We start from the raw sequence: 24,028 nt of genomic DNA, 5'->3' as shown, positions 1-24,028 counted from the left end.
CAGCCCGGACCCCGGCGACTGGTGAGAAGCGTTTTATGAGCCATCCTGAGGGTTACACCCGTAGAGAAGTACTCACGCTGGCTGCCGGTGCTTCGGCGGTCTTCACGTTCGGTCCGGCGGGTGCACAACCCGAGCCGTCGACGGGAACAGGAGGCAAGACCATGCAGACCCGCGCCATTCCTTCCAGCAACGAGTCCTTGCCGATCGTAGGGTTGGGCACTTATCGCGGATTCGATGTCGAGCCTGCGCAACCGGCCTACAAAGACTTGCCCGCGGTGCTCGATGCGTTGTTCGACAAGGGTGGCAAGCTGATCGACAGCTCGCCGATGTACGGTCGCGCCGAACAGACCATCGGCGAACTGCTGTCGATTCATGAGCCGTGCTCACCGGCGTTCCTGGCCACCAAGGTGTGGACCCGGGGCCGCGAAGAAGGCATCGCGCAGATGGAACAATCCTTCGCCCTGTTGCAAACCGACCGGATCGATCTGATGCAGATCCACAACCTGCTGGACTGGCAGACGCACTTGCCGACCCTGCGCCACTGGAAGGAACAAGGGCGTATTCGTTACATCGGCATCACCCATTACACCGCATCAGCCTATGAAGAAGTGGAAGCGGTACTCAAGGCCGAGCCACTGGACTTTTTGCAGATCAACTACGCCCTGGATGATCGCGCAGTCGAGAAACGCCTGCTGCCGTTGTGCCGTGAGCGTGGGGTAGCGGTGATCTGCAACCGGCCGTTCGGCGGTGGCGGCTTGCTGGCCAGGCTGAGGGATAAGCCGCTGCCAGGCTGGGCGGCGCAAGTCGGGGTCAAGAGCTGGCCGCAACTGGCGCTGAAGTTCCTGCTGTCGCATTCGGCGGTGACCTGCGTGATTCCGGGCACCGGCAATCCGCGCTACATGGCGGAAAATGCCCGGGCCGGTTTCGGCCCGATGCTGACCGATGCCCAGCGCCAGCAGCTGATTGCGCTGGTGGGCTAGCGACTCACCCAACGCAGGCCGGCGAGTCCCGGAACCTCTCCTATACTGTTTCGCGTCCATGCCGTTGAAAGCGCATTCGCTGCCCTGACGGCGTCCCTGTCCATCACTGCAAGGAGATCGAACATGGCTATCCGTATTGGCGACGAAGCACCGGACTTCACCGCCGACACCACCGAAGGCACCCTCAACTTTCACCAATGGATCGGCGATGGGTGGGCCATCCTGTTTTCCCATCCCAAGGATTTCACCCCGGTGTGCACCACCGAACTGGGTTACCTGGCCAAACTCAAGCCCGAGTTCGACAAGCGCAACACCAAGGTCGTCGGGCTAAGCGTCGACCCGGTCAGTGACCATAACCGTTGGGTCGGTGACATCGCCGAGACTCAGGGCACGGCGATCAACTATCCGCTGATCGGCGACGAAAACCTGGTGGTGGCCAAGCTCTACGACATGATCCATCCCAATGCCAGCGGCGGCGCGCGCACGGCAGTGGACAACGCCACGGTGCGTTCGGTGTTCATCGTCGGCCCGGACAAGAAGGTCAAGGCCATGCTGATCTACCCAATGAGCGCCGGGCGCAACTTCGATGAAGTGCTGCGCCTGCTCGATTCCCTGCAACTGAATGCCAAACACACCGTTGCCACGCCAGTGAACTGGCGGCCGGGTGACGATGTGATCATCCCGACCTCGGTGTCTGACGAAGACGCGAAGAAGAAATACCCGGATGGCTTCAAGACCTTGAAGCCGTATCTGCGGACCGTGGCTCAGCCGAAGTAGTCACCAGCAGTGAGATCGCCATCGCCAGCAGGCTCGCTCCCACAGGGAACTTCAGTGAACACAAAATTTGTGTTCGACAGAACCCCAATGTAGGAGCGAGCCTGCTCGCGATGGGGCCGGTCCTGCTGGCCCAGGACTTTAATCAAACCAGATACTTGCGAAACCACCCCAACGTCCGCTCCCACGCCAGCTTCGCCGCCGCCTCGTCATAACGCGGCGTCGAATCATTGTGAAAGCCATGATTGCAGCCCGGATAAATATAGGCCTCATAGGTCTTGCCCCCGGCCTTCAACGCTTTCTCATAGGCCGGCCAGCCTTCGTTGATCCGCGTATCCAGTTCGCCGTAGTGCAGCATCACCGGTGCCTTGATCCGTGGCACTTCCTCGGTCGTTGGCTGACGGCCATAAAACGACACGGCGGCACCCAGTTCCGGATAGGCCACGGCAGCGGCATTGGTCACGCCACCGCCGTAGCAGAACCCGGTGATACTGACTTTTCCAGTGGCGGCGGGGTGTTTCATCATCCACTCGACGGCGGCGAAAAAGTCGTTCATCAGCTTTTCCGGGTCGACCGTGGCCTGAAGTTCGCGGCCCTTGTCGTCATTGCCGGGATAACCGCCGACCGAACTCAGGCCGTCCGGGGCGAGGGCGATGAAACCGGCCTTGGCCAGACGTCGGGCCACGTCTTCGATGTACGGGTTGAGCCCGCGGTTTTCGTGCACGACCACCACCGCCGGCACCTTGCCGGTGGCCTTGGCCGGACGCACCAGGTAACCGCGAACCTGGCCGTGGCCCTTGGGCGAGGTGTAGGTGATGTATTCGGCAAGAATGTCCGGATCGGTGAACTCGACCTGCTCGGCCAGTGCGTAGTTGGGGCTCAACGCGGCGAGCAGGGCACCAGCCGTCAAACCGCCGAAAGTAAACAGCGCCGCACGGTCGAGAAACTCCCGGCGGTTGATCTTGCCGTGGGCGTAGTAGTCGTAGAGTTCCAGCAGTTCAGGGGCGAAGTCTTTGGCAGTTAGACGGTTCATTGCTGCAACTCCTCTCGGCTGGTTCAACATGACCCCTGTAGGAGCGGGCTTGCCCGCGAAAGCGGTGTGTCTGGCACAAAAGTATCGGATGTGCCGCCGTCTTCGCGGGCAAGCCCGCTCCTACAGGGATCTGGGGTCATGCCAAAATCTCATTTCAGGCACTGCGCCCCGGCCTTGGCCACTTGCGCATCCTGCCCGGGCTTGACCCCCGATACCCCGACAGCACCAATCACCTGGCCATCGAAAACGATCGGCACGCCACCCTCAAGCGAGGTCAGCAACGGTGCTGACAGGAAAGCGTAGCGCCCGGCGTTGACCATGTCCTCATAGCTTTTCGTTTCACGCCGCCCGAGGGCTGAGGTCCGGGCCTTTTCGGTGGCGATATACGCGCTGCTCGGCGCACAGCCGTCGAGGCGCTCGAGGGCCAGCGGGTGGCCGCCGTCATCGACTACCACGATGGTCACGGCCCATTGATTGGCCTGTGCTTCGGCGCGGGCGGCTTTGATGATCTGCTGGACTTCGGTCTGGCTCAGCACGGCTTTGCGGTTCATGGACATCTCCAGGGTTTAGTTAAGGCAGGGCGTCTTCGACCAGTTCGATCCAGTGCCGCACCGGGGTTCGGCCCGCGCCGTCGAGGTGCGTCTGGCAGCCGATGTTGGCCGTGACAATCACCTCGGGATGGCCGCTTTCCAGGGCGTTGAGCTTGTTGTCGCGCAGTTGTCGCGACAGTTCGGGCTGAGTCAGCGAATAGGTGCCCGCCGAGCCGCAGCACAGGTGCCCGTCGGGGACTGACGTCAGGTTGAAACCGAGTTCGGTCAGCAGTGCTTCCACGGCACCGCCGAGTTTCTGTCCATGCTGCAAGGTGCAGGGGCAATGGAAGGCCACGCGTTGGGAGGCGTGGATGCCAAGTTTTCCCAGCGGCTCGTCGCGCAACACTTCCACCAGATCCCGGGCCAGCACGCTGACCTTTTTTGCCTTGTCGGCATAGGCCGGGTCGCTGGCGAGCAGATGGCCGTAATCCTTGATAAAGGCGCCGCAACCGCTGGCAGTCTGCACAATCGCTTCGGCGCCTTTTTCGATGCCCGGCCACCACGCGTCGATGTTGCGCCGGGCGCGATCGAGGCCGGCGGCCTGGGCGTCCAGATGGTAATCCACGGCGCCGCAGCAACCGGCCTCGCGGGTCGCGATGACGCTGATCCCCAACCGGTCCAGCACCCGCGCCGCCGCGGCATTGGTGTTGGGTGACAGGCTGGGCTGCACGCAACCTTCGAGCATCAGCACCTGACGCTCACGCAGGGTCATGGGCCGCGGCTTGGCCGGGTAGACAGTTCGCGGCAACTTGCTTTGCAGGGTGCCGGGCAGCAACGCGCGGAACACCTGACCGCTATTGACCAGGCTTTTAAACAAGTCCGGATGCGGCACGGTCTGCCGCAACCCCTCGCGCAACAGGCGCTGACCGAGCGGGCGCGGCACCGCCGCATCGACCACCGCTCGACCGATGTCCAGCAGGTTGTGGTAGTCGACGCCCGAGGGGCAGGTGGTTTCGCAGTTGCGGCACGACAGGCAGCGATCCAGGTGCTGCTGGGTCTTTTGCGTGACGTCGTTGCCTTCCAGTACTTGCTTGATCAGGTAGATACGGCCCCGTGGACCGTCCAGTTCATCGCCGAGCAATTGATAGGTCGGGCACGTGGCATTGCAGAACCCGCAGTGCACGCAGGTGCGCAGGATGCTTTCGGCTTCTGCGGCGCGGGGCAGATGGCTGGCGCTTTCACTCAAGGTCGTCTGCATGGTTCAAAGCTCCGCGTACAGGCGTCCGGGGTTGAAAATGCCCCGTGGATCGAGTTGTTGTTTCAGGTTGCGGTGATAACGCATCAGCGCTGGCGGCAGCGGATGGAACGGGGTGTCAGTCAGGCCGTGGCTGAAGCAAGTGGCATGGCCGCCGACCTCGTCGACCACCTGGCGGATGAACGCCGCGTCGGCATCGGATTTCAGCCAGCGCTGGGCGCCCCCCCAGTCGATCAACTGGCGACCCGGCAGCGACAGGCAAGGCGTGTTGTGCGGCAGGGACAGGCGCCAAAGCGGCTGGTCTTCATCGAAGAAACCCAAGCGCTGTTCGTTGAGATCGTCCCACCAGGAAGAGTCCAACTGCTCACCACCAAGGCGCTCATGGGCCGCCGCCACCGAACCTTCACCGCCCTCAAACCGAAGGTGCAGGCGTTCGCCGTCGTGGCAGGCGGCGCTGATCGGCAGCGGCTGCTGGCCCCATTCCGCCAGGCGCAGCAACGCCCGTTCGGCGTCGATTTCCAGGCTGATGCTCAAGGCTTGCCGGGGTTTTGGCAGCACTTTGAGGGAAACTTCGGTGATCAGCCCGAGGCAGCCATAACTGCCGGCCATCAGGCGTGACAGGTCGTAGCCGGCGACGTTTTTCATCACTTCGCCACCGAAGCGCAACAGCTTGCCTTGCCCTGTGATCACCCGCGTGCCAAGAATGAAGTCCCGCACCGAACCGACCCACGGGCGTCGTGGCCCGGACAGCCCGCAGGCGATCATGCCGCCGACGGTGGCGCCGTCGCCAAAGGCCGGCGGTTCGAAGGGCAGCATCTGTTGCGCGGCGTCCAGCACCTGCGTCAGTTGCGACAACGGCGTGCCGCAACGGGCGGTGATCACCAGTTCAGTCGGGTCGTAACTGACGATGCCCCGGTGCGAGCGGGTGTCGAGAATTTCCCCGGCCGTGGTGCGGCCGAGAAAGGCTTTGCTATTGGAACCCTGGATGCGCAACGGCGTGGCGTTTTCCAGCGCCTGATTGACCTGTTCCAGCAGTGACTGGCTGTCATCGAAATCTTCAGGGCTGCGCATCAGAAACGCTCCAGCTCAGGGAAGGGCAATTGACCGCCATGTATGTGCATGGCACCGAATTCGGCGCAGCGGTGCAGGGTCGGAATATTCTTGCCGGGGTTGAGCAGGCCGCTGGGGTCGAAGGCGGCCTTGATGGCATGGAACAGGGTCAGTTCATCGCTGTTGAACTGCGCGCACATCTGGTTGATTTTCTCGCGGCCCACACCGTGTTCACCGGTGATGCTGCCGCCGACTTTCACGCACAACTCCAGAATCCTGCCGCCCAGGGCTTCGGCTCGATCGAGTTCACCGGGTTGATTGGCGTCGAACAGAATCAACGGATGCATGTTGCCGTCGCCGGCATGGAACACGTTGGCCACCCGCAGGCCGTATTCGTTCGAGAGTTCGGCGATGGCGTGCAGTACGCCGGGCAGTTCTCGACGGGGGATGGTGCCGTCCATGCAGTAGTAGTCCGGGGAGAGGCGGCCCACCGCCGGGAAGGCATTCTTGCGCCCGGCCCAGAAACGCACGCGCTCGGCTTCGTCTTTCGCCTGCCGCAACTCGATGGCGCCGGCCTGTTGCAGCACCTGGCGCACCCGCTCGCAGTCATCGCAGACATCGGCTTCAACGCCATCGAGTTCGCACAGCAGAATGGCCTGGGCGTCCACCGGATAACCGGCGTGGATGAAGTCCTCGGCGGCGCGGATGGCCAGGTTGTCCATCATTTCCAGGCCGCCGGGGATGATGCCGGCGGCGATGATGTCGCCGACTGCGCGCCCGGCTTTTTCCACGGAATCGAACGCAGCCAGCAGCACTTTGGCGGTCTGCGGTTTGGGCAGCAGTTTGACCGTGACTTCGGTGATCACCCCGAGCAGGCCTTCGGAGCCAGTGAACAGCGCCAGCAGGTCGAAACCGGGAGAGTCGAGGGCATTGGAGCCCAGGCTCAAATGCTCGCCATCGACGGTAAGGATGTCGACCTTGAGCACGTTGTGCACCGTCAGGCCGTACTTCAGGCAATGCACGCCACCGGCATTTTCCGCGACGTTACCGCCGATGGAGCAAGCGATCTGCGAGGACGGATCCGGCGCGTAATACAGGCCGAACGGTGCCGCCGCCTGGGAAATCGCCAGATTGCGCACACCGGGCTGAACCCGTGCGGTACGGGCGGCGGGGTCGATGCTCAGGATGTTGTTGAAGCGCACCATCACCAGCAGCACGCCTTTCTCCAGGGGCAGCGCGCCGCCGGACAAACCGGTGCCCGCGCCACGGGCCACCACGGGGACGTGCAACTCATGGCAGACGCGCAGCACCCCTTGCACTTCGTCGATATATCGGGGCAACACCACCAGCATCGGCGTGGTGCGATAGGCCGACAGTCCGTCGCATTCGTAGGGCCTGAGTTCCTCCTGCTGATGCAGGATTTCCAGATTCGGCAACCGGGTTTTCAGGGCGTGCAACAGCGCCTGTCTGTCGACGTCGGGCAAGGCGCCGTCAACGCGCTCATCGTAGAGAATGTTCATGGGATCACGATTCTCGCTGGAGGCCACCGACCTTCATCATTGGCCTGATACAGCCGACTGTCCATGGGGTATTTGTCAGCCTGAAGGAGAATTTCATTCAATAAATCCGCGCGGAAAATGCCAACGCCCGGGCGATGGAGCCCGGGCGTTGCAAGCGTGGTGAGCAGGGTGCGCAGACTCAATGTCCGCCCACCACCATATGGCTGAACGGCGCGACGTAGGCCTGCAACGACACCAGCCCGCCAACCAGGATCGCCAGCACAATCGAGTGGAAGAACACGTAGCGCAGGATTTCTCCTTCATGGCCGTACCAGCGGGTGGCCGTGGAGGCAACCACGATCGACTGGGCGTCGACCATCTTGCCCATGACCCCGCCGGAACTGTTGGCGGCGGCCATCAACACCGGGCTGATGCCCAACTGCTCGGACGTCACCCGTTGCAAGCCGCCGAACAGTACGTTGGACGCCGTGTCCGAACCGGTCAACGCCACGCCGAGCCAGCCGAGCAAGGTACCGAACATCGGATAGAAGATGCCCGTCGCGGCGAAGGCCAGGCCCATGGTCGCATCCAGGCCCGAGTAGCGCGTGAGGAAGCCCAGCGCGAGCATCGCCGCAATGGTGATCAGCGAGTAACGCACCACCCACAGGGTGCGCAGGTACTGGCGAATCAGTTGCGGGATCGAGTAACCCATCAGCAAACCGCCGACAATCGCCGCCAGCAGAATGCCGCTGCCGGTGGCGGTGAACCAGGTGAACTTGTAGACCGCCTCTTCGGTTTTCGGCGCAGGCACCACGGGCGGGACTTTTTCGACCTGCAAGTGCAGGGTGGTGAAGGTCACGACCGGAGCGAACACCGGGTTGGCCTCGCGCAGCGGTTTGCCCTGAGGATCGAGCTTGGCGGCACTGGTTTGCGGGTCAATCGCCGGACGGGTGTCGAAGGTGTTTTTGAAGCCTTGCGTACCCCAGATGAACACGAAGATCGTCAAGATGATCCACGGCATCCACGCGCGCATCACCGCCGGCTTCGCCTCGTTGGCGAAGGTTGCAGTGGGTACGGGTTTCTCGTCGTGCTCGGCGTCGATCTTCGAATTGTCGACCCGGCCGGACAGCGCCGCGGAGGTGTGCACGGTGGCCGGTTTCCACACCCTGAGAAAGCCAGTCAGGCAGGCCATGGAAATCAGCGCGGCGATCACATCCACCAGCATCGGCCCGTGATAGTTGGACACCAAGAACTGCGGCACGGCAAAACTGACCCCGGCCACCAGGATCGCCGGCCAGATTTCCAGCATCTTGCGCCAGCCGGCAAAGGCCCAGATCAGCCAGAACGGCACCAGCACCGAGAAGAAGGGCAACTGCCGGCCGACCATCATCGACAGCTCCATTTCATCCAGCCCGGTGACCTTGGCCAGGGTGATGATCGGCGTGCCGAGGGCGCCGAACGCCACGGGGGCAGTGTTGGCGATCAGCGCCAGCCCTGAAGCGGCGAGGGGCGAGAAGCCCAGTCCGATCAGAATCGCCCCGGTCACCGCCACCGGCGTACCGAAACCGGCCGCGCCTTCGAAAAACGCACCGAAGCAGAAAGCGATCAGGAGCAATTGCAGGCGTCGGTCATCGGTGATGCGCGCCAGGGAGTCTTGCAACACTTTGAACGAACCGTTCTCGGTGGTCAGGCGGTGCAGGAAGATGATGTTCAACACAATCCAGCCAATCGGCAGCAGACCGTTGGCTGCACCGAACAGCGCAGCCGACCCCGCCATGTTCGCCGGCATGCCGAAGGCGAAGATCGCGATCAGCAAGGCCGAGGTCAGGGCGAGCAACGCCGCCAGGTGCGCCTTGACATGGAAAAACGCGAGGGACGCCAGCATCACCACCACCGGCACAGCCGCCATGAGCGTTGAAAGCACCGGGTTACCGAACGGATCGTAGACTTGCTGCCAGACCATGTTCCACCTCTGCTTTTTATTGTTGGACGTGCAGACCCCTTCTGGGGGAGGTGGTTTTCAGTATAGGTGGCATTGCGCCGCTGTCAGGGCAGGCCCTCCGGTCCAGCGGGTCGGCGCAGTTCCGGGGGCTGAGCTAGCATGGCCAGTAGGGTTTGAATTCAGTCAGGGGAGCAATGCAGTCATGACCGAGCGCCATATGGAACACAAGGAAACGCTATCGAACGGATGCAACATCAAGGTCAAGGCCGAGATATTGAAGGACGGTTCGTTGGGCATGTTCATCGGTGTCTATCGGCCGGACGGCTCGGCCATCGATGAAAACCACGACCCACGGCCGCACATGCTGGACATGGAAGCGGCGATGGATTGGGGGATCGATATTGCCAAGGGGATTGGCAATAGCCAGCGAACGTTGTGAGCCCAGGCGACCGGCGGTCGCTGTCAGAACCCGAACGAACGGGTCGAGCCTTTTACCAGCTCGACATCCAGCAGATGCTCGACCAGCACGTCATTCAAGAAACGGAACTGATCATTGAGCCCGACCACTTCGTTGCTGAAGTGATGATCGGCTGCCGGGATCAGCAACGCCTCGAACTTCTCGTCGAACAGCAGAGTCAACTCTTTACGCGACTCGAATTTCTGCGCGTAGAAATTGTTGCCGAACACCGGAAAACGCACGGCGAGGGTAACGGTGTGAATCATGATGTTTGCTCCTCACTCAGGACGTACCAGGAAAATACGCCCAAAGTGAACGCCGTCAGGGCCAGGCAGGTCAGCAGATGGATCAGCATGATGTTCCCCTCCGATTCGGGGTTTCGTGTTGGCTTGAGATCGATCCTACGCTGACGGCCATCAAGCGGAAGGCAATCGCGGCGATGGTGATTATCGATGCAAGTGATGGCGGTTTTTTCGCTGTTGATGCGGGCCCTTTCGCGGGCTCCGGGACATCGCCACCTATACTTAAACCGAAAGTTTTGCGTGTCGGGCATTTCGCCCGGTGCCAACTTCAGGAAGCCGCCATCTTGAACCTGCGTTCGCTGATCATTGCCGTGCTGGTGGTGTTGGCGGGGTGTGCCACATCTGTGCGCGCGCCGGTGGAAGTGGCACCGGTCATCGTTCCTGCCAGCACCTGGCAACAAGTGGACCGGGAGATCGTCATCGCGTCGCAGGCGGCCACCGAGCAGAGCAAAATCTACGCCCGCGGCGCCATGGATTACTGGCGCACACGGGTCTATGAATTGACCGAACAGAATTTCATTCCGTGGTTCAGCAGTTACTGGACCCAGGAATGGCTGTCGATGAAGGTCAGCTGGTACACCATCAGCGCCAAGGGTGAGCAGGACGCCGTGGAAAAACGCCTGGCGGCGTACCTGCTCGAAGCCTATCAGGATAAGGTCCTGGCCCCGGTGGCCGTGGAAATCGATCCCGATGCGATTCTCGGCCTGGCAGCGGCGTTCTATGTCGACATCCTCAAGGAAGAACTGCAGAAAATCTCCAACCGCCACGGCGTGCCGATGGCCCAGCTCAACGGGCGCATCCAGAAAGTCCCGGCCATCGCCCTTGGGCCTCCGCCGACGAGGGACGCCTCGTTGTACCAGGTCGTGCACACCGAACCGCTGAACTCCTTGCCGGCCTTCGCCGCGCTGATCGACAAAGTCCATAAGGCCGGTGGCGACAAGGGGGTGGGCTCGACCGACACCGCGATGGCGCCGGTGGCCAGGCGCGCCAGCCGGCGGATGGAAGCCGAAATGGCCCCGCGCGGGGCCGCCAGCGCCGTGGCCGCAGCAACCGGGAAACTGGCCGGTGGCTTGATCACGCTAGGGGTGGCTGGCATTCGCGCATTCATCCAGGCCTTTGACCGGCCCGATAGCGAGGCGCTGATTCGCCGTAGCCTGGGCAATACCTTCGACAAGGCCTGGACCAAACTGGTGCAGAGCCCGACCAGCGGCGTCATGGCCTGCACGCTTTACATGGCGGCGCAGATCGAAGGCAGCCTGGCGGAACGAACTGCACCGCCGGTCGGTTTGAGCACCGGCACTGTCGATCGGACGCCAGCGCAATCGACTACCCAGCAGCACACCCCATGACCCCAGGAGAAAAACGCATGTCTTACGTCGATGGTTTTATCGCTGCCGTACCCACCGCCAACCGTGAGCAATACATCAGGCACGCCAAAGTCGCCGCCTTGGTCTTCAAGGAAAACGGTGCCTTGAGCGTGGTCGAATGCTGGGGCGAGGATGTCCCGGAAGGCAAGGTCACCTCGTTTCCAATGTCGGTGAAGCTCAAGGAAGGCGAAACCGTTGCCTTTGGCTGGATCATCTGGCCTGACAAGGCCACCCGCAATGCCGGAATGGGCAGGATGATGCAGGACCCGCGCATGAAACCGGACGTCAATCCAATGCCCTTCGATGGCCAGCGCATGGTCTACGGCGGGTTCGAAGTGCTACTCCAGGCCTGACGCTGCACGCGGGATCACTCCGGCGTCGGGGTGATCCTGCAACTCTTGCGCTGGCGGATCTCGTCGTCCGTCGGCCGCTCGCGGATGAACTCGAAGCGCGGCTCGCCTTCGCTGTAATGCACCAGCCAGCCCCATTCCAGCTTGAGTTCATCCTGGCCGGGCTCGGGCGGTCTGGCCCACCATGGTTCCTTGCTGATGATCTGTCGCATGGCCCCCTCCGGTTTTTCGGGATGCTAGGGGGCGTTCTCAATTAGTTTTCCCGTCGCGTTGTTGCCTTAAAGCGGGCCAGGCAAGGCGCAGGCCGCTGGGAATGGTTGTTCCCTTTCCAAGGCCTGCAACGCAGCCTGGCCCGCTTTAAGGCACAACCCGAAGGGCCGGGCCTGCTGTTGTGCAGGGCTGCGTTGCTCGAAGCTTATTTGGAATGACCAAACCACGCTTCTCGCGCCTTGCCCTGCACAACAGCAGACCCGGCGCGGCGGGAAAACTAATTGAGAACGCCCCCTGGAACTATAACGCGCCTGCCCCACGGCGCCAGAAATGCGCTGGCCGGAACGCGGGTGTTGAGTACACTCAGGCAGTCTTATCCAGGAGGTGTCCGGCATGAACGACGAATCCCGCGAGCCGTTCAAACGCCTGTTCTTTGCGTTGAACTGTGCCCCGGCCATGCGCCGGGAGATCGCCCAGTGGCGCAGTGCGCTGCAACTGCGCAACGGACGGCCGGTGCCGACGGAAAACTTTCACCTGACGCTGAAGTTTTTGGGGGCGGTGGGTGTGGCGCAGATCGCCGAGCTCTGCACCGCTGCGGCGTCCATCCGTACACCGGGCGAGCGCTTGACGGTGGTGCTGGATCGGCTGGACGTGTGGCGCAGGGCAGGGGCGCTGGTGCTCGCGCCGCAGCAGGCGCCCCCGGCATTGCTGCGCCTGGTGTATGCCCTGGAACAGGCGATGTTGCCGTTCGGGCTGGAGGAAGCACCAAGGGAATATCGTCCGCACCTGACCCTGGCACGACAGTATCGGGCGCCGGTGCCGGAGTCCACAACCGCACCGGAATTCTTCCTGCGTGCCGACCGATTCACCCTGTTCGAATCCCACAAGGGCCGTTATCGGGCGCTGGCCGAATGGCCGTTGATTGATCCCCAATAAAAAAGGCGCCCGAGGGCGCCAAACTTCACCTGAACCGAGGGAGCCAGGTGAGGCCGTTCTACTGCAGGAGAGGCAGCGGTGGTAAGGCGCTGCGTGAACGGAAAGGGTTTGAACATCGTACTTGATCGAACACATCACTCTGAAAAAAGCAGGTGAATTACTGTCCGAGTTTCACCTTGGTCCAGCCACGGGTCATGATCCGCTGGATGGCAATCGGCTGGTCCGGCACGGCATAGAGCGTGGCCATCACCGCTTGTGGCGGGTAGGAGCCCGGATCGTTACGGATGGCTTCATCCACCAGCGGCGTGGCCGCCGCGTTGGCGTTGCTGTAGCCGATGTTGTTGGTGATGTCGGCGATCACGTCGGGGCGCATCAGGAAGTTCATGAACAGGTAAGCGTTCTCGACGTTGGCGGCATCGCGGGGGATGGCGAGCATGTCGTAGAAACTGGCGGCGCCTTCTTTCGGGATGCTGTAGTCGATCTTCACCTTGTCTCCGGCTTCCTGGGCGCGGGCCTTGGCCTGCAGCACGTCGCCGGAGTAACCGACGGCCACGCAGATGTTGCCGTTGGCCAGGTCCGAGATGTATTTCGACGAATGGAAGTACGCCACGTTCGGGCGAATCTTCATGAACAGCGCCTCGGCTTCGGCGATGTGCTGTTTGTCCTGATCGTTCACCGGGTAGCCCAGGTAGTGCAGGGCGGTCGGGATCATTTCTGTCGGTGAGTCGAGGAAGCTGATGCCGCAGGCTTTGAGCTTCTCGGCGTTTTCCGGTTTGAACAGCAGGTCCCAGGAATTGGTCGGGGCGTTGGCGCCGAGTACTTCCTTGACCTTCTGCGGGTTGAAACCGATGCCGATCGAGCCCCACATGTACGGGATGGCGTGGGCGTTATCGGGATCGCTCGCCGAGGCATTTTTCAGCAGCACCGGGTTGAGGTTTTTCCAGTTCGGCAGCTTCGATTTGTCCAGCGTCTGGTAGACCCCGGCCTTGATCTGCTTGGCCAGGAAACTGTTGGACGGCACGACGATGTCGTAGCCGGATTTACCCGCCAGCAGGCGTGCTTCAAGGGTTTCGTTGCTGTCGAAGACATCGTAGGTCACCTGGATGCCGGTCTCGTCTTCGAACTTCCTGACGGTATCCGGGCCAATGTAATCCGACCAGTTATAGACGCGCAGAACCTTGTCATTGGCCTGGGCGCCAGTGGCGATTGCGCCCAATAAGGACAGTGTCAGCAGAGTCCTGCCAAACATTTTCATCGGTACAACTCCATTTTTTTTATTCAAAAACACAACACCAAAACTGATCGACTGAGCCCGTTTTTGTAGGGGCTGTCGAGAGAAACGAGGCTGCGATCTTTTGATCTTGAACAGCAGAATCAAAAGATCGCAGCGTTCCGCAGCTCCTACAGGTTCAGGCGGTGGCGGCGCGTTGCGGCTGCCACGCCTCGTTTGCCGTCTGATCCATGGCTTCCTGGATCGCGCGTTTACGGGTGGCTTCGGCACGGCGGCTGAAGTACCAGACCATGAACGTCACGATCGATACCGCCAGCAGGATCAGGCTGGCCACGGCGTTGATCTCGGGCTTAACCCCAAGGCGCACCGCCGAGAACACTTCCATCGGCAGGGTCGTGGAACCCGGACCGGACACGAAGCTCGCCAGCACCAGGTCATCCAGCGACAGGGCGAACGACATCATGCCGCCGGCCGCCAGTGACGGCGCGATCATCGGAATGGTGATCAGGAAAAACACTTTGAAAGGCTTGGCGCCCAGGTCCATAGCCGCTTCTTCGATGGACAGGTCCAGCTCGCGAAGGCGGGCGGAGACTACCACCGCCACGTAGGCCGCACAAAACGTGGTGTGGGCGATCCAGATGGTGACGATGCCGCGCTCCTGCGGCCAGCCGATCAACTGCGCCATGGCCACGAACAGCAGCAACAGCGACAGACCGGTGATCACCTCAGGCATCACCAGCGGCGCGGTGACCAGGCCACCGAACAGGGTGCGACCCTTGAAACGGGTGACGCGGGTCAGGACGAACGCGGCTAACGTCCCTAGTGCGACTGCTGCGACGGCGGTGTAGCAGGCGATTTCCAGCGAGCGCACCACCGAACCCATCAGTTGCGAGTTGTCGAGCAAGCCGGTGTACCACTTGATCGACCAGCCACCCCACACCGTCACCAGTTTCGAGGCGTTGAACGAGTAAATCACCAGAATCAGCATCGGCAGGTAGATAAACGACAGGCCGAAAATCAGCATGAACTTTGAAAATCCGAAGCGTTTCATCCCCGTGCCTCCATCTCTTTGGCCTGGCTGCGGTTGAACAGCAGAATCGGCACAATCAGGATCAACAGCATCACCACCGCCAGGGCAGACGCCACCGGCCAGTCGCGGTTGTTGAAGAACTCTTGCCACAACACACGGCCGATCATCAGGGTTTCCGGGCCGCCCAGCAGTTCCGGAATCACGAACTCACCAACCACCGGAATGAACACCAGCATGCAGCCTGCGATGATCCCGTTCTTGGCCAACGGCACAGTGATTTTCCAGAAGTTGTTGAAATTGCTCGAGCCCAGATCCGACGCGGCTTCCAGCAGGCTGCCATCGTGCTTCACCAGGTTGGCGTACAGCGGCAACACCATGAACGGCAGGTAGGCGTAAACGACCCCGATGTAGACGGCGGTGTTGGTATTGAGGATCTCGATCGGCGCCGAGGTCAGCCCGGTCCACATCAAGAATGCGTTGAGCAAACCGTTGTTGCTGAGGATGCCCATCCACGCGTAAACGCGGATCAGGATCGCGGTCCAGGTCGGCATCATGATCAACAGCAGCAGGACGTTTTGCGCTTCCTTGCTGGCCTTGGTGATCGCGTAGGCCATCGGGAAACCGATCACCAGGCACATCATCGTGCTGAGCAGCGCTACTTTCAACGAGCCGAGGTACGCCGAGATGTACAGTTCGTCCTGGGTCAGCAGGCTGTAGTTACCGAGGTTCAACAGCAGTTGAAATTTCTGCTCGGCGAAGGTGTAGATCTCCGAGTAGGGCGGAATGGCCAGCGCTGCTTCCGAAAAACTGATCTTCATCACCAAAAAGAACGGCAGCATGAAGAACAGGAACAGCCAGACGAATGGAATCCCGATGACGAACTTGCGCCCGCTGGGGACCAGTCTCAGAAATTGCTGATTGAAGGTTTTCATGCGCGCAGTACCACGCCGCTGTCGTCTTCCCACCACACGTAGACCTGATCGTCCCAGGTCGGACGCGCACCACGGCGTTCGGCGTTGGCCATGAACGACTGGACGATCTTGCCGCCAGGCAACTCGACGTAGAACACCGAGTGGCCGCCGAGGTAGGCGATGTCATGCACCTTGCCGCTGGACCAGTTGTAGCGGTGCTCGGGCTTGACGGTGCTGACCAGCAGTTTTTCCGGGCGGATCGCGTAGGTGATCGACTTGTCCTGCACCGAGGTGCTGACGCCGTGGCCGACGTAGATCTTCTGCGCAAGGTCCGGGCTGTGGATGATCGCGTGACCTTCCAGGTCTTCAACCACGGTGCCGTCGAAGGCGTTCACGTTGCCGATGAATTCGCAGACCATGCGGCTGACCGGTGCTTCATAAATGTCGACCGGGCTGCCGATCTGGGCGATCCAGCCCAGGTGCATGATCGCGATGCGTTCGGCCATGGTCATGGCCTCTTCCTGGTCGTGGGTCACCATCACGCAGGTCACGCCGACGCGCTCAATGATCTCGACAAGCTCAAGCTGCATCTGCGAACGCAGCTTTTTATCCAGTGCGCCCATCGGCTCGTCGAGCAGCAGCAGTTTCGGACGCTTGGCCAGGGAACGGGCCAGGGCCACGCGCTGACGCTGGCCGCCGGACAGTTGATGTGGCTTGCGCTTGGCGTACTGGGTCATGTGCACCAGGCGCAGCATTTCCTGCACGCGGGCTTCGATTTCGGCCGCTGGCAAACGGTCCTGCTTGAGGCCGAAGGCGATGTTCTGCGCCACCGTCATGTGCGGGAACAGCGCGTAGGACTGGAACATCATGTTGATCGGTCGTTCGTACGGCGGCATGTCGGTGATGTCGACACCGTCGAGCAGAATCCGGCCTTCGGTCGGGCGCTCGAAACCGGCGAGCATGCGCAGCAGGGTCGATTTGCCGGAGCCGGAACCGCCGAGCAGGGCGAAGATTTCACCCTGGTGGATTTCCAGGGACACATCGTCCACCGCGGTGGTTTCGTCGAACTTCTTGGTGACGCGATCGACTTTCACCAACACCTTTTTCGGTGCCTGGTGACCTTCAAGAGCCTTCCTGTAGATGCTGGAGGCGTTTGCCATGTGAAACTCCCAACAGGTTTCAGTCGCCCGGCCAACACGGCCCGGCTTAATAGTGGATTGCAAACCCGTTCCGTCAGTGGATCTCGATCCCTGTAGGAGCTGCCGAAGGCTGCGATCTTTTGATCTTGATGTTGAAGAGCAAAATCAAAAGATCGCAGCCTTCGGCAGCTCCTACAGGGGATACCCCGTCGGCTCGGGTTTATTCGGCGCCGCCATCCTGGCTGCCTGGTCGTACTTGTTGTTATTGCAGTGTGTTGTTTTCGTCAGCGGGGCACGCACAAGCGCCTGCCCGCTCGCGTTGGGCAGTTAATCGTTGAATGTGGGTATCAGGTCGTCAGCGCGAGTGACGCAGTGCCGCCCGTTGCCGGCAGGCTTCGCCGAACGCCTGGAAAATACTCAAGTAAGGAGGGTTATCCAGCACTTGCCATTCCGGGTGCCATTGCACGCCGAGGGCGAAGGCCTTGCTGTGTTCGACCGAGATCGCTTCGATCAGGCCATCGGGCGCGACGGCTTCGGCGCGCAGGCCGGGAGCGAGTCGGTCGATGCCTTGGCTGTGAATCGAATTGACCTGGAACACCGCAGGCAGGTCCAACGCTTCGAACACACCGCCAGGCTGCACATTCACCGCGTGAGCGGGAGCGTATTGCACGGCCAGGTCCGGATGGTCGGCCTCGCGATGGTCGAGGAAGCCAGGCAGTTCATGGACTTTCTGATGCAGGCTGCCACCGAACGCCACGTTCATTTCCTGGAAGCCACGGCAGATGCCGAGGACCGGCACGCCCGCTGCAATAGCGGCGCGGATCAGGGGTAGGGTGGTGGCATCCCGCGCCGGATCATGATCCGTACCGGGGGCGCTGTCGGGGCCTTGATAGTGGAAGGGTTCCACGTTCGACGGCGAGCCGGTCAGCAACAGACCGTCGAGCTGCGGCAGCAGGTCATCGATTTCGGTCAGGTCGCCTAAGGAAGGAATAACGACAGGCAGCCCCAGCGCCGCAACGCTGACAGCACGCAAGTACTTGTCACCGCTGATGTGGTAGGGGTGCAGGCCAATCTGTTTGACGCATGCAGTAACGCCGATCAATGGCTTGAGTGCCATTTTTATCACCTCGAAGTTTCACACTTGAACGAGCTTTTCTGGAGCTTAGCCTTGTTGATTTTAATTAACAACTCTCATGTAAAAAATTCTAAACGCTGCACCTCCGATGTTCGGGGTTTACGCGTGTTTGAGGGCGCGTCTGGCACTCTCGTCCTTCTTGGAGGCCCGAAAATAAACGCTTAAAGGCTGAGTGTTCGCTATTGACTTCACTTTGTCGTTCGGGTTGACTGGGTTCGTGAAAGGGTAGTGAACATAATAATTAACAGCTAAAAAATAGGTGCATCATGTCGGTCCCTCTGCGTGCCGTTCAACTCAACGAAGCAAACGCATTCCTTAAGAAATATCCTGAGGTTTTGTACGTCGACCTTCTGATTGCGGATATGAACGGTGTGGTGCGCGGCAAGCGCATCGAGCGCACCAGTCTTCATAAGGTTTACGAAAAAGGCATCAACCTGCCGGCGTCACTGTTTGCTCTGGACATCAACGGTTCTACGGTGGAAAGCACCGGCCTGGGTCTGGACATCGGCGACTCAGACCGAATCTGTTTCCCGATCCCCGGCACTCTCAGCATCGAACCCTGGCAGAAGCGCCCGACTGCGCAACTGCTGATGACCATGCACGAACTCGAAGGCGAGCCATTCTTCGCCGACCCGCGTGAAGTGCTGGCCAATATCGTGCGCAAGTTCGACGACATGGGCCTCACCATCTGCGCCGCGTTCGAACTGGAGTTCTACCTGATCGACCAGGACAATGTGAACGGTCGTCCGCAATCGCCACGTTCGCCGGTGTCCGGCAAGCGTCCGATGTCGACCCAGGTGTACCTGATCGACGACCTCGACGAATACGTCGATTGCCTGCAAGACATCCTCGAAGGCGCGAAAGAGCAGGGCATCCCGGCCGACGCCATCGTCAAGGAAAGCGCCCCGGCGCAGTTCGAAGTCAACCTGCATCACGTGGCTGACCCTATAAAGGCTTGCGACTACGCCGTCCTGCTCAAGCGTCTGGTGAAGAACATCGCCTACGACCATGAGATGGACACCACCTTCATGGCCAAGCCGTATCCGGGCCAGGCGGGCAACGGTCTGCACGTGCACATTTCGATTCTCGATAAAGAAGGCAACAACATCTTTGCCAGCGAGGATCCCGAGCAGAACGCCGCGCTGCGTCATGCGATCGGCGGTGTGCTCGAGACCCTGCCGGCGCAGATGGCGTTCCTTTGCCCGAACGTCAACTCGTACCGTCGTTTCGGCGCACAGTTCTACGTGCCGAACTCGCCGAGCTGGGGCATCGACAACCGCACCGTAGCGGTGCGTGTACCGACCGGTTCGCCAGACTCGGTGCGCATCGAACACCGCGTAGCGGGCGCCGATGCCAACCCGTACCTGCTGATGGCTTCGGTATTGGCGGGCGTGCACCACGGCCTGACCAACCAGATCGAACCGGGCGCCCCGGTGGAAGGCAACAGCTACGAGCAAAACGAGCAGAGCCTGCCGAACAACCTGCGCGATGCCCTGCGCGAGCTGGACGACAGCGAAGTCATGGCCAAGTACATCGACCCGCTGTACATCGACGTGTTCGTGGCATGCAAGGAAAGCGAGCTGGCCGAGTTCGAGAACTCCATCTCGGACCTTGAGTACAACTGGTACTTGCATACCGTTTGATGGCGTTGGCGGCGTACACCAAACCTGTGTCCGCCGCCGACCCCTGTAGGAGCCGGCTTGCTGGCGATGGCGTCATGACAGTCAACATTGATGGCGTCTGATCCACCGCCATCGCTGGCAAGCCAGCTCCTACAGGGATCGCATTTCATTTTTTGATTGGGCGGGCGTTCGTCCGACGATCACCTATTCCCCTGCGTCGAGTCACAACAATGACAAACACTCGCAGCGATTGGGAGCAGCGCTTCCAGTCCCTAACAATCGAAGGTCGCGCATTCATTGACGGCCAATACTGCGCGGCCGCCAGTGGCGCCACGTTCGAATGCCTGAGCCCGGTGGACGGTCGTTTCCTGGCCAACGTTGCCAGCACCGATGAGGCCGACGCCAACGCCGCGGTCGCCGTCGCGCGCCGCGCGTTCGAATCCGGCGTCTGGGCCAACCTGGCCCCGGCCGAGCGCAAGCGCATCCTGATCCGCTTCGCTGATCTGATCCTGGCGAACCAGGAAGAACTGGCCCTGCTCGAAACCCTCGACATGGGCAAGCCGATCAGCGATTCGATGAGCATCGACATTCCAGCGACCGCCAACGCGATCCGCTGGACCGCCGAGGCCATCGACAAGCTCTACGACGAAGTCGCCGCCACGCCCCACGATCAGCTTGGTCTAGTGACGCGCGAAGCGGCCGGCGTGGTCGCGGCTATCGTGCCGTGGAACTTCCCGCTGATCATGGCCAGCTGGAAATTCGCCCCGGCCCTGGCGATGGGCAACTCGTTCATCCTCAAGCCTTCGGAAAAATCCCCGCTGACCGCGATCCGCATCGCGCAGCTTGGACTGGAAGCGGGCATCCCGAAAGGCGTGTTCAACGTCCTGCCGGGCTACGGCCACACCGTGGGCAAGGCGCTGGCGTTGCACATGGACGTCGACGTGCTGGCCTTCACCGGCTCCACGGCGATTGCCAAGCAGCTGATGGTCTACGCCGGGCAGAGCAACATGAAACGCGTTTGGGCCGAAGCCGGTGGCAAGAGCGCCAACGTGGTGTTCGCCGACGCGCCGGATCTGCGCGTCGCCGCACAAGCCGCGGCCGGTGCCATTGCTTTCAACCAGGGCGAAGTCTGCACCGCCGGTTCGCGCCTGCTGGTGGAGCGTTCGATTCGCGAGCAGTTCATTCCATTGCTGGTGGAAGCCCTGCAAGCCTGGAAACCGGGCCACGCACTCGATCCTGCGACGACCGTTGGCGCGGTGGTCGACCAGCGTCAGCTGGAAAACGTATTGCGCTACATCGAAGTCGGCAAGCAGCAGGGCGGTCAACTGATCGCCGGCGGCAGCCGCACCCTCGAGGACACCGGTGGCCTGTACCTGGAACCGGCAATTTTCGACGGCGTGACCAACGCCATGACCATCGCCCGGGAAGAAATCTTCGGCCCGGTGCTGTCGGTCATCACCTTCGACACCTTCGATGAAGCCCTGGTGATTGCCAACGACAGCATCTTCGGCCTGGCCGCCGGCGTCTGGACCAGCAACCTGAGCAAGGCCCACACCTTCGCCCGTGGCCTGCGTGCCGGCAGTGTCTGGGTCAACCAGTACGACGGCGGCGACATGACCGCGCCGTTCGGCGGGTTCAAGCAGTCGGGTAACGGTCGGGACAAATCGCTGCACGCGTTCGACAAGTACACCGAACTCAAGGCGACCTGGATCAAGCTCTAACAACAATAAAGCGGCGGTCGCCGGCAACTTGCAGCGGCCATCGGAGAATTTTATGAAACAGACACATGTAAACAGCTACTACGCCGCCACCCGCAACTTCACCGGCGATTTCCCGGTGCTGGAAGGGGCGGTGGACTGCGACGTCTGCGTGATCGGCGCCGGCTACACCGGCCTGTCCTCGGCGCTGTTCCTCGCCGAAGCGGGCTACAGCGTGACCGTGCTCGAAGCGGCCAAGGTCGGCTTCGGCGCCAGTGGTCGCAATGGCGGCCAACTGGTCAACTCCTATAGCCGCGACGTCGATGTCATCGAAGAGCGCTACGGCGACAAGACCGCCGAAATCCTCGGCAGCATGATTTTCGAAGGCGCCGACATCATCCGTCAGCGCATACAGCACTACGACATCCAGTGCGACTACCGTCCCGGCGGTATCTTCGCGGCGATGAACAAGAAGCAACTCAATGGCCTGGCCGAGCAGAAGAAGAGCTGGGAACGCTACGGCAACAAGAACCTGAAAATGCTCGACGCGGCCGACATCAAGCGCGAAGTCGGTTCCGATGCCTACGTTGGCGGCCTGCTGGACATGCAGGGCGGCCACATTCACCCGCTGAACCTGGCACTCGGTGAGGCTTCGGCCATCATCGGCCTGGGCGGCAAGATCTACGAGCAATCGGCGGCGGTGGAAATCACCTACGGCGAGCCGATCACCGTGCGCACTGCAAAAGGCGTGGTCAAGGCCAAGTACCTGCTGATCGCCGGTAACGCCTACCTGCCGCAGGGTCTGGACAACCGCGTGACCAGCAAGAGCATGCCGTGCGGTTCGCAGATCGTCGTCACCGAGCCGTTGTCGGAAAAGCAGGCCCGCAGCCTGATCAAGAACAACTACTGTGTCGAAGACTGCAACTACCTGCTCGACTACTACCGCCTGACCGCTGACAACCGCCTGCTGTACGGCGGTGGCGTGGTCTACGGTGCGCGCGAGCCGGACGACATCGAACAACTGATCCGCCCGAAAATCCTCAAGACCTTCCCGCAATTGAAGGACGTGAAGATCGACTACCGCTGGACCGGCAACTTCCTGCTGACCATGTCGCGCATGCCGCAATTCGGCCGTATCGAGAAGAACGCCTACTACATGCAGGGCTATAGCGGCCACGGCGTTACCTGTTCGCACCTGGCCGGCAAACTGATCTCGGAAATGATCCGTGGCGACGCCGAGCGCTTCGACGCGTTTGCATCCTTGCCGCACATGCCAATGATCGGCGGGCGCACCTTCTCGGCGCCGTTGACCGCCCTCGGCGCCGTGTACTACTCGCTGCGCGACCGTTTCGGCATCTAAGCTTTACCTCGCCGGTGGCTTCTGCCCAAAGGGTGCTGCCGGCTTTTTAACACCTGAAACACTGCAGCCCCCCTGTAGGAGCTAGCTTGCTAGCGATGAGGCCATATCAGCCAAAATTGATGTCGCCTGACACACCGCCATCGCGAGCAGGCTAGCTCCTACAGGTCGTTTTTTTCTGCCGTTTATCGAACCTGCTGAGCATTACGAACAAACGTGATTTAATAGCCGCCTTTCACGTTTCCGGGACCGGAAAACGGCGTGATCCGCGCCTGCACTCCACCCTTCCATTATCCCTGTAGGAGCGAGCTTGCTCCGGGCGGCGATCCGACGATGGCGTTGATTCAGTCGACATCAATGATGAAGGTCAGATCGCAATCGCGAGCAAGCTCGCTCCTACGGGTTGGCACATAAGGCTGTCATGGACACGGGCTCACGACTCAAACTAGTACGCGAAAGCTACAAAATGTCCCAGCGCGAGCTGGCCCGGCGTAGCGGCGTCACCAATGCAACCATCTCCCTGATCGAACAGAATCGGGTCAGTCCTTCCGTCAGCTCCCTGAAGAAATTGCTGGAGGGCATCCCCATGTCCCTGGCCGACTTCTTCACCTTCGATCAGCCACCTCGCGAACACCAGTACGTCTTCCGCGCCAACGAACAGCCCGACCTCGGCCGGCATGGCCTGCGCCTGCTGCTGATCGGCGCGTCCGTGCCGAGCCGGCAGATGCGCTTGCTGCGCGAGCAATACGCGCCGGGCGCCAGTTCCGGTGAAGAGCCGATCGTGCATTCCGAAGGCGAAGAGTGCGGGTTGGTGACACGCGGCACGGTGGAATTGACCGTGGATGGCCAGGTGAGTGTGCTGAACGCCGGGGACGGCTATTACTTCCCGACGACCTTGCCGCACAGATTTCGCAATATCGGGGCGGATGAGGCGGAAATCATCAGTGCCAACACCCCGGCCAACTTCTAATAGAGTTTGTCCCGGTGACGCTTTGTCAGACCGAGCAATCGGTTCCTCCAGACAGAACCCACCAGGATCAGGCGATAGAAACCCGCATTAATGCGGGTTTTTTACGACTGGAATTTGCTTATTGCGACTTGGACACTTCAAATCCCCGCTGCTCAATCACCTCAAACTACAGGGCTGCGAAACCCTGTCGCCAATTCAAGTCAGCGACGGGCGCACATTAGGCATCGACTTCGACGGCTGCAACCGTCCTG

General features: G+C 61.1%; 23 protein-coding genes. 10 read left to right on the top strand and 13 right to left on the bottom strand.

Annotated elements, in window-relative coordinates:
* Nucleotides 1–35 precede the first annotated feature (35 nt).
* Both AC1D19_RS02565 and AC1D19_RS02560 read left to right on the top strand, forming a co-directional pair.
* Complete coding sequence (locus tag AC1D19_RS02565; protein ID WP_477762266.1) at nucleotides 36–980, top strand: aldo/keto reductase; 945 nt, start codon at nucleotides 36–38, stop codon at nucleotides 978–980.
* A 123-nt stretch (nucleotides 981–1,103) separates the two neighbouring features.
* On the top strand, nucleotides 1,104–1,757 hold the full coding sequence (locus tag AC1D19_RS02560; protein WP_477762265.1) for a peroxiredoxin: 654 nt from the start codon (nucleotides 1,104–1,106) through the stop codon (nucleotides 1,755–1,757).
* A 142-nt stretch (nucleotides 1,758–1,899) separates the two neighbouring features.
* On the opposite strand, the gene yghX is transcribed toward AC1D19_RS02560, so the two are convergent.
* The 6 genes from yghX to AC1D19_RS02530 form a co-directional block, all read right to left on the bottom strand.
* Nucleotides 1,900–2,787: a YghX family hydrolase gene (yghX, locus tag AC1D19_RS02555; protein ID WP_477762264.1), complete on the bottom strand. Its 888-nt coding sequence runs from the start codon at nucleotides 2,785–2,787 to the stop codon at nucleotides 1,900–1,902.
* Between the two features lie 149 nt (nucleotides 2,788–2,936).
* Nucleotides 2,937–3,338 (bottom strand): heme-binding protein, encoded by a 402-nt coding sequence (locus AC1D19_RS02550; RefSeq protein WP_477762263.1) that lies wholly within the window; start codon nucleotides 3,336–3,338, stop codon nucleotides 2,937–2,939.
* A 19-nt stretch (nucleotides 3,339–3,357) separates the two neighbouring features.
* Nucleotides 3,358–4,575: a glycolate oxidase subunit GlcF gene (gene glcF, locus AC1D19_RS02545; RefSeq protein WP_477759954.1), complete on the bottom strand. Its 1,218-nt coding sequence runs from the start codon at nucleotides 4,573–4,575 to the stop codon at nucleotides 3,358–3,360.
* Nucleotides 4,576–4,578: 3 nt separating this feature from the next.
* Nucleotides 4,579–5,643 carry a glycolate oxidase subunit GlcE gene (glcE, locus tag AC1D19_RS02540; protein ID WP_477762262.1) on the bottom strand — a complete coding sequence of 355 codons (1,065 nt, stop codon included), beginning with the start codon at nucleotides 5,641–5,643 and terminating at the stop codon, nucleotides 4,579–4,581.
* Nucleotides 5,643–7,142, bottom strand: a complete 1,500-nt coding sequence (glcD, locus tag AC1D19_RS02535; RefSeq protein ID WP_477762261.1) for a glycolate oxidase subunit GlcD — start codon at nucleotides 7,140–7,142, stop codon at nucleotides 5,643–5,645. Before glcD ends, glcE begins: the two co-directional genes overlap by 1 nt.
* Nucleotides 7,143–7,320: 178 nt before the next feature.
* Nucleotides 7,321–9,084: an L-lactate permease gene (locus tag AC1D19_RS02530; protein ID WP_477762260.1), complete on the bottom strand. Its 1,764-nt coding sequence runs from the start codon at nucleotides 9,082–9,084 to the stop codon at nucleotides 7,321–7,323.
* 181 nt (nucleotides 9,085–9,265) lie between these two features.
* Here AC1D19_RS02530 and AC1D19_RS02525 point away from each other — a divergent pair, with 181 nt between their 5' ends.
* Nucleotides 9,266–9,502 carry a hypothetical protein gene (locus AC1D19_RS02525; RefSeq protein WP_090456183.1) on the top strand — a complete coding sequence of 79 codons (237 nt, stop codon included), beginning with the start codon at nucleotides 9,266–9,268 and terminating at the stop codon, nucleotides 9,500–9,502.
* 23 nt (nucleotides 9,503–9,525) lie between these two features.
* Here AC1D19_RS02525 and AC1D19_RS02520 read toward each other — a convergent pair whose 3' ends face one another.
* Nucleotides 9,526–9,786, bottom strand: a complete 261-nt coding sequence (locus tag AC1D19_RS02520) for a hypothetical protein (RefSeq protein WP_477762259.1) — start codon at nucleotides 9,784–9,786, stop codon at nucleotides 9,526–9,528.
* Between the two features lie 320 nt (nucleotides 9,787–10,106).
* Between AC1D19_RS02520 and AC1D19_RS02515 the strand changes: the two genes are divergently transcribed.
* Nucleotides 10,107–11,171: a hypothetical protein gene (locus tag AC1D19_RS02515; RefSeq protein ID WP_477762258.1), complete on the top strand. Its 1,065-nt coding sequence runs from the start codon at nucleotides 10,107–10,109 to the stop codon at nucleotides 11,169–11,171.
* A gap of 17 nt (nucleotides 11,172–11,188) precedes the next feature.
* A complete protein-coding gene (locus AC1D19_RS02510; RefSeq protein ID WP_477762257.1) occupies nucleotides 11,189–11,542 on the top strand; it encodes a DUF1428 domain-containing protein in 354 nt (117 codons plus the stop codon).
* Between the two features lie 14 nt (nucleotides 11,543–11,556).
* Here the strand turns inward: AC1D19_RS02510 and AC1D19_RS02505 are convergent, their stop codons facing one another.
* Nucleotides 11,557–11,751 (bottom strand): hypothetical protein, encoded by a 195-nt coding sequence (locus tag AC1D19_RS02505; protein WP_056727280.1) that lies wholly within the window; start codon nucleotides 11,749–11,751, stop codon nucleotides 11,557–11,559.
* A 391-nt stretch (nucleotides 11,752–12,142) separates the two neighbouring features.
* Here AC1D19_RS02505 and thpR point away from each other — a divergent pair, with 391 nt between their 5' ends.
* On the top strand, nucleotides 12,143–12,685 hold the full coding sequence (gene thpR / locus AC1D19_RS02500; protein ID WP_477762256.1) for an RNA 2',3'-cyclic phosphodiesterase: 543 nt from the start codon (nucleotides 12,143–12,145) through the stop codon (nucleotides 12,683–12,685).
* Between the two features lie 157 nt (nucleotides 12,686–12,842).
* On the opposite strand, the gene AC1D19_RS02495 is transcribed toward thpR, so the two are convergent.
* From AC1D19_RS02495 to AC1D19_RS02475, 5 genes are all read right to left on the bottom strand, one after another.
* A complete protein-coding gene (locus AC1D19_RS02495) occupies nucleotides 12,843–13,940 on the bottom strand; it encodes a polyamine ABC transporter substrate-binding protein (protein WP_477762255.1) in 1,098 nt (365 codons plus the stop codon).
* Nucleotides 13,941–14,094: 154 nt separating this feature from the next.
* A complete protein-coding gene (locus AC1D19_RS02490) occupies nucleotides 14,095–14,967 on the bottom strand; it encodes an ABC transporter permease subunit (RefSeq protein ID WP_477762254.1) in 873 nt (290 codons plus the stop codon).
* Nucleotides 14,964–15,878, bottom strand: a complete 915-nt coding sequence (locus AC1D19_RS02485; RefSeq protein ID WP_477755344.1) for an ABC transporter permease subunit — start codon at nucleotides 15,876–15,878, stop codon at nucleotides 14,964–14,966. Before AC1D19_RS02485 ends, AC1D19_RS02490 begins: the two co-directional genes overlap by 4 nt.
* Nucleotides 15,875–17,017: a polyamine ABC transporter ATP-binding protein gene (gene potA, locus AC1D19_RS02480; RefSeq protein ID WP_477755345.1), complete on the bottom strand. Its 1,143-nt coding sequence runs from the start codon at nucleotides 17,015–17,017 to the stop codon at nucleotides 15,875–15,877. The genes AC1D19_RS02485 and potA overlap by 4 nt, the downstream gene beginning before the upstream one ends.
* Before the next feature lie 334 nt (nucleotides 17,018–17,351).
* Nucleotides 17,352–18,113: a gamma-glutamyl-gamma-aminobutyrate hydrolase family protein gene (locus AC1D19_RS02475; RefSeq protein ID WP_477762253.1), complete on the bottom strand. Its 762-nt coding sequence runs from the start codon at nucleotides 18,111–18,113 to the stop codon at nucleotides 17,352–17,354.
* A gap of 284 nt (nucleotides 18,114–18,397) precedes the next feature.
* On the opposite strand from AC1D19_RS02475, the gene AC1D19_RS02470 reads away from it, so the two are divergent.
* The 4 genes from AC1D19_RS02470 to AC1D19_RS02455 all read left to right on the top strand — a co-directional run bounded on the left by AC1D19_RS02470 (nucleotide 18,398) and on the right by AC1D19_RS02455 (nucleotide 23,777).
* Entirely contained in the window at nucleotides 18,398–19,774 is a 1,377-nt protein-coding gene (locus tag AC1D19_RS02470; protein ID WP_223456650.1) for a glutamine synthetase family protein, read from the top strand.
* A 209-nt stretch (nucleotides 19,775–19,983) separates the two neighbouring features.
* The gene (locus AC1D19_RS02465) at nucleotides 19,984–21,474 is read left to right on the top strand and encodes an aldehyde dehydrogenase (protein ID WP_477762252.1); all 1,491 of its coding nucleotides are present in this window, start codon (nucleotides 19,984–19,986) and stop codon (nucleotides 21,472–21,474) included.
* Between the two features lie 52 nt (nucleotides 21,475–21,526).
* Nucleotides 21,527–22,810 (top strand): NAD(P)/FAD-dependent oxidoreductase, encoded by a 1,284-nt coding sequence (locus tag AC1D19_RS02460; protein WP_477762251.1) that lies wholly within the window; start codon nucleotides 21,527–21,529, stop codon nucleotides 22,808–22,810.
* 418 nt (nucleotides 22,811–23,228) lie between these two features.
* The gene (locus AC1D19_RS02455) at nucleotides 23,229–23,777 is read left to right on the top strand and encodes a cupin domain-containing protein (protein ID WP_046042404.1); all 549 of its coding nucleotides are present in this window, start codon (nucleotides 23,229–23,231) and stop codon (nucleotides 23,775–23,777) included.
* Nucleotides 23,778–24,028: the final 251 nt, after the last annotated feature.

The organism is Pseudomonas sp. P1_C12 (assembly GCF_056406435.1).
Note: the sequence above shows the minus strand (reverse complement) of the source record. Positions and strands in the feature narration are given on the sequence as shown.

Coding starts and splice junctions, on each gene's coding strand:
- AC1D19_RS02565 (WP_477762266.1), top strand. CDS start 36: ATGAGCCATCCTGAGGGTTACACCCGTAGAGAAGTACTCACGCTGGCT.
- AC1D19_RS02560 (WP_477762265.1), top strand. CDS start 1,104: ATGGCTATCCGTATTGGCGACGAAGCACCGGACTTCACCGCCGACACC.
- yghX (WP_477762264.1), bottom strand. CDS start 2,787: ATGAACCGTCTAACTGCCAAAGACTTCGCCCCTGAACTGCTGGAACTC.
- AC1D19_RS02550 (WP_477762263.1), bottom strand. CDS start 3,338: ATGAACCGCAAAGCCGTGCTGAGCCAGACCGAAGTCCAGCAGATCATC.
- glcF (WP_477759954.1), bottom strand. CDS start 4,575: ATGCAGACGACCTTGAGTGAAAGCGCCAGCCATCTGCCCCGCGCCGCA.
- glcE (WP_477762262.1), bottom strand. CDS start 5,643: ATGCGCAGCCCTGAAGATTTCGATGACAGCCAGTCACTGCTGGAACAG.
- glcD (WP_477762261.1), bottom strand. CDS start 7,142: ATGAACATTCTCTACGATGAGCGCGTTGACGGCGCCTTGCCCGACGTC.
- AC1D19_RS02530 (WP_477762260.1), bottom strand. CDS start 9,084: ATGGTCTGGCAGCAAGTCTACGATCCGTTCGGTAACCCGGTGCTTTCA.
- AC1D19_RS02525 (WP_090456183.1), top strand. CDS start 9,266: ATGACCGAGCGCCATATGGAACACAAGGAAACGCTATCGAACGGATGC.
- AC1D19_RS02520 (WP_477762259.1), bottom strand. CDS start 9,786: ATGATTCACACCGTTACCCTCGCCGTGCGTTTTCCGGTGTTCGGCAAC.
- AC1D19_RS02510 (WP_477762257.1), top strand. CDS start 11,189: ATGTCTTACGTCGATGGTTTTATCGCTGCCGTACCCACCGCCAACCGT.
- AC1D19_RS02505 (WP_056727280.1), bottom strand. CDS start 11,751: ATGCGACAGATCATCAGCAAGGAACCATGGTGGGCCAGACCGCCCGAG.
- thpR (WP_477762256.1), top strand. CDS start 12,143: ATGAACGACGAATCCCGCGAGCCGTTCAAACGCCTGTTCTTTGCGTTG.
- AC1D19_RS02495 (WP_477762255.1), bottom strand. CDS start 13,940: ATGAAAATGTTTGGCAGGACTCTGCTGACACTGTCCTTATTGGGCGCA.
- AC1D19_RS02490 (WP_477762254.1), bottom strand. CDS start 14,967: ATGAAACGCTTCGGATTTTCAAAGTTCATGCTGATTTTCGGCCTGTCG.
- AC1D19_RS02485 (WP_477755344.1), bottom strand. CDS start 15,878: ATGAAAACCTTCAATCAGCAATTTCTGAGACTGGTCCCCAGCGGGCGC.
- potA (WP_477755345.1), bottom strand. CDS start 17,017: ATGGCAAACGCCTCCAGCATCTACAGGAAGGCTCTTGAAGGTCACCAG.
- AC1D19_RS02475 (WP_477762253.1), bottom strand. CDS start 18,113: ATGGCACTCAAGCCATTGATCGGCGTTACTGCATGCGTCAAACAGATT.
- AC1D19_RS02470 (WP_223456650.1), top strand. CDS start 18,398: ATGTCGGTCCCTCTGCGTGCCGTTCAACTCAACGAAGCAAACGCATTC.
- AC1D19_RS02465 (WP_477762252.1), top strand. CDS start 19,984: ATGACAAACACTCGCAGCGATTGGGAGCAGCGCTTCCAGTCCCTAACA.
- AC1D19_RS02460 (WP_477762251.1), top strand. CDS start 21,527: ATGAAACAGACACATGTAAACAGCTACTACGCCGCCACCCGCAACTTC.
- AC1D19_RS02455 (WP_046042404.1), top strand. CDS start 23,229: ATGGACACGGGCTCACGACTCAAACTAGTACGCGAAAGCTACAAAATG.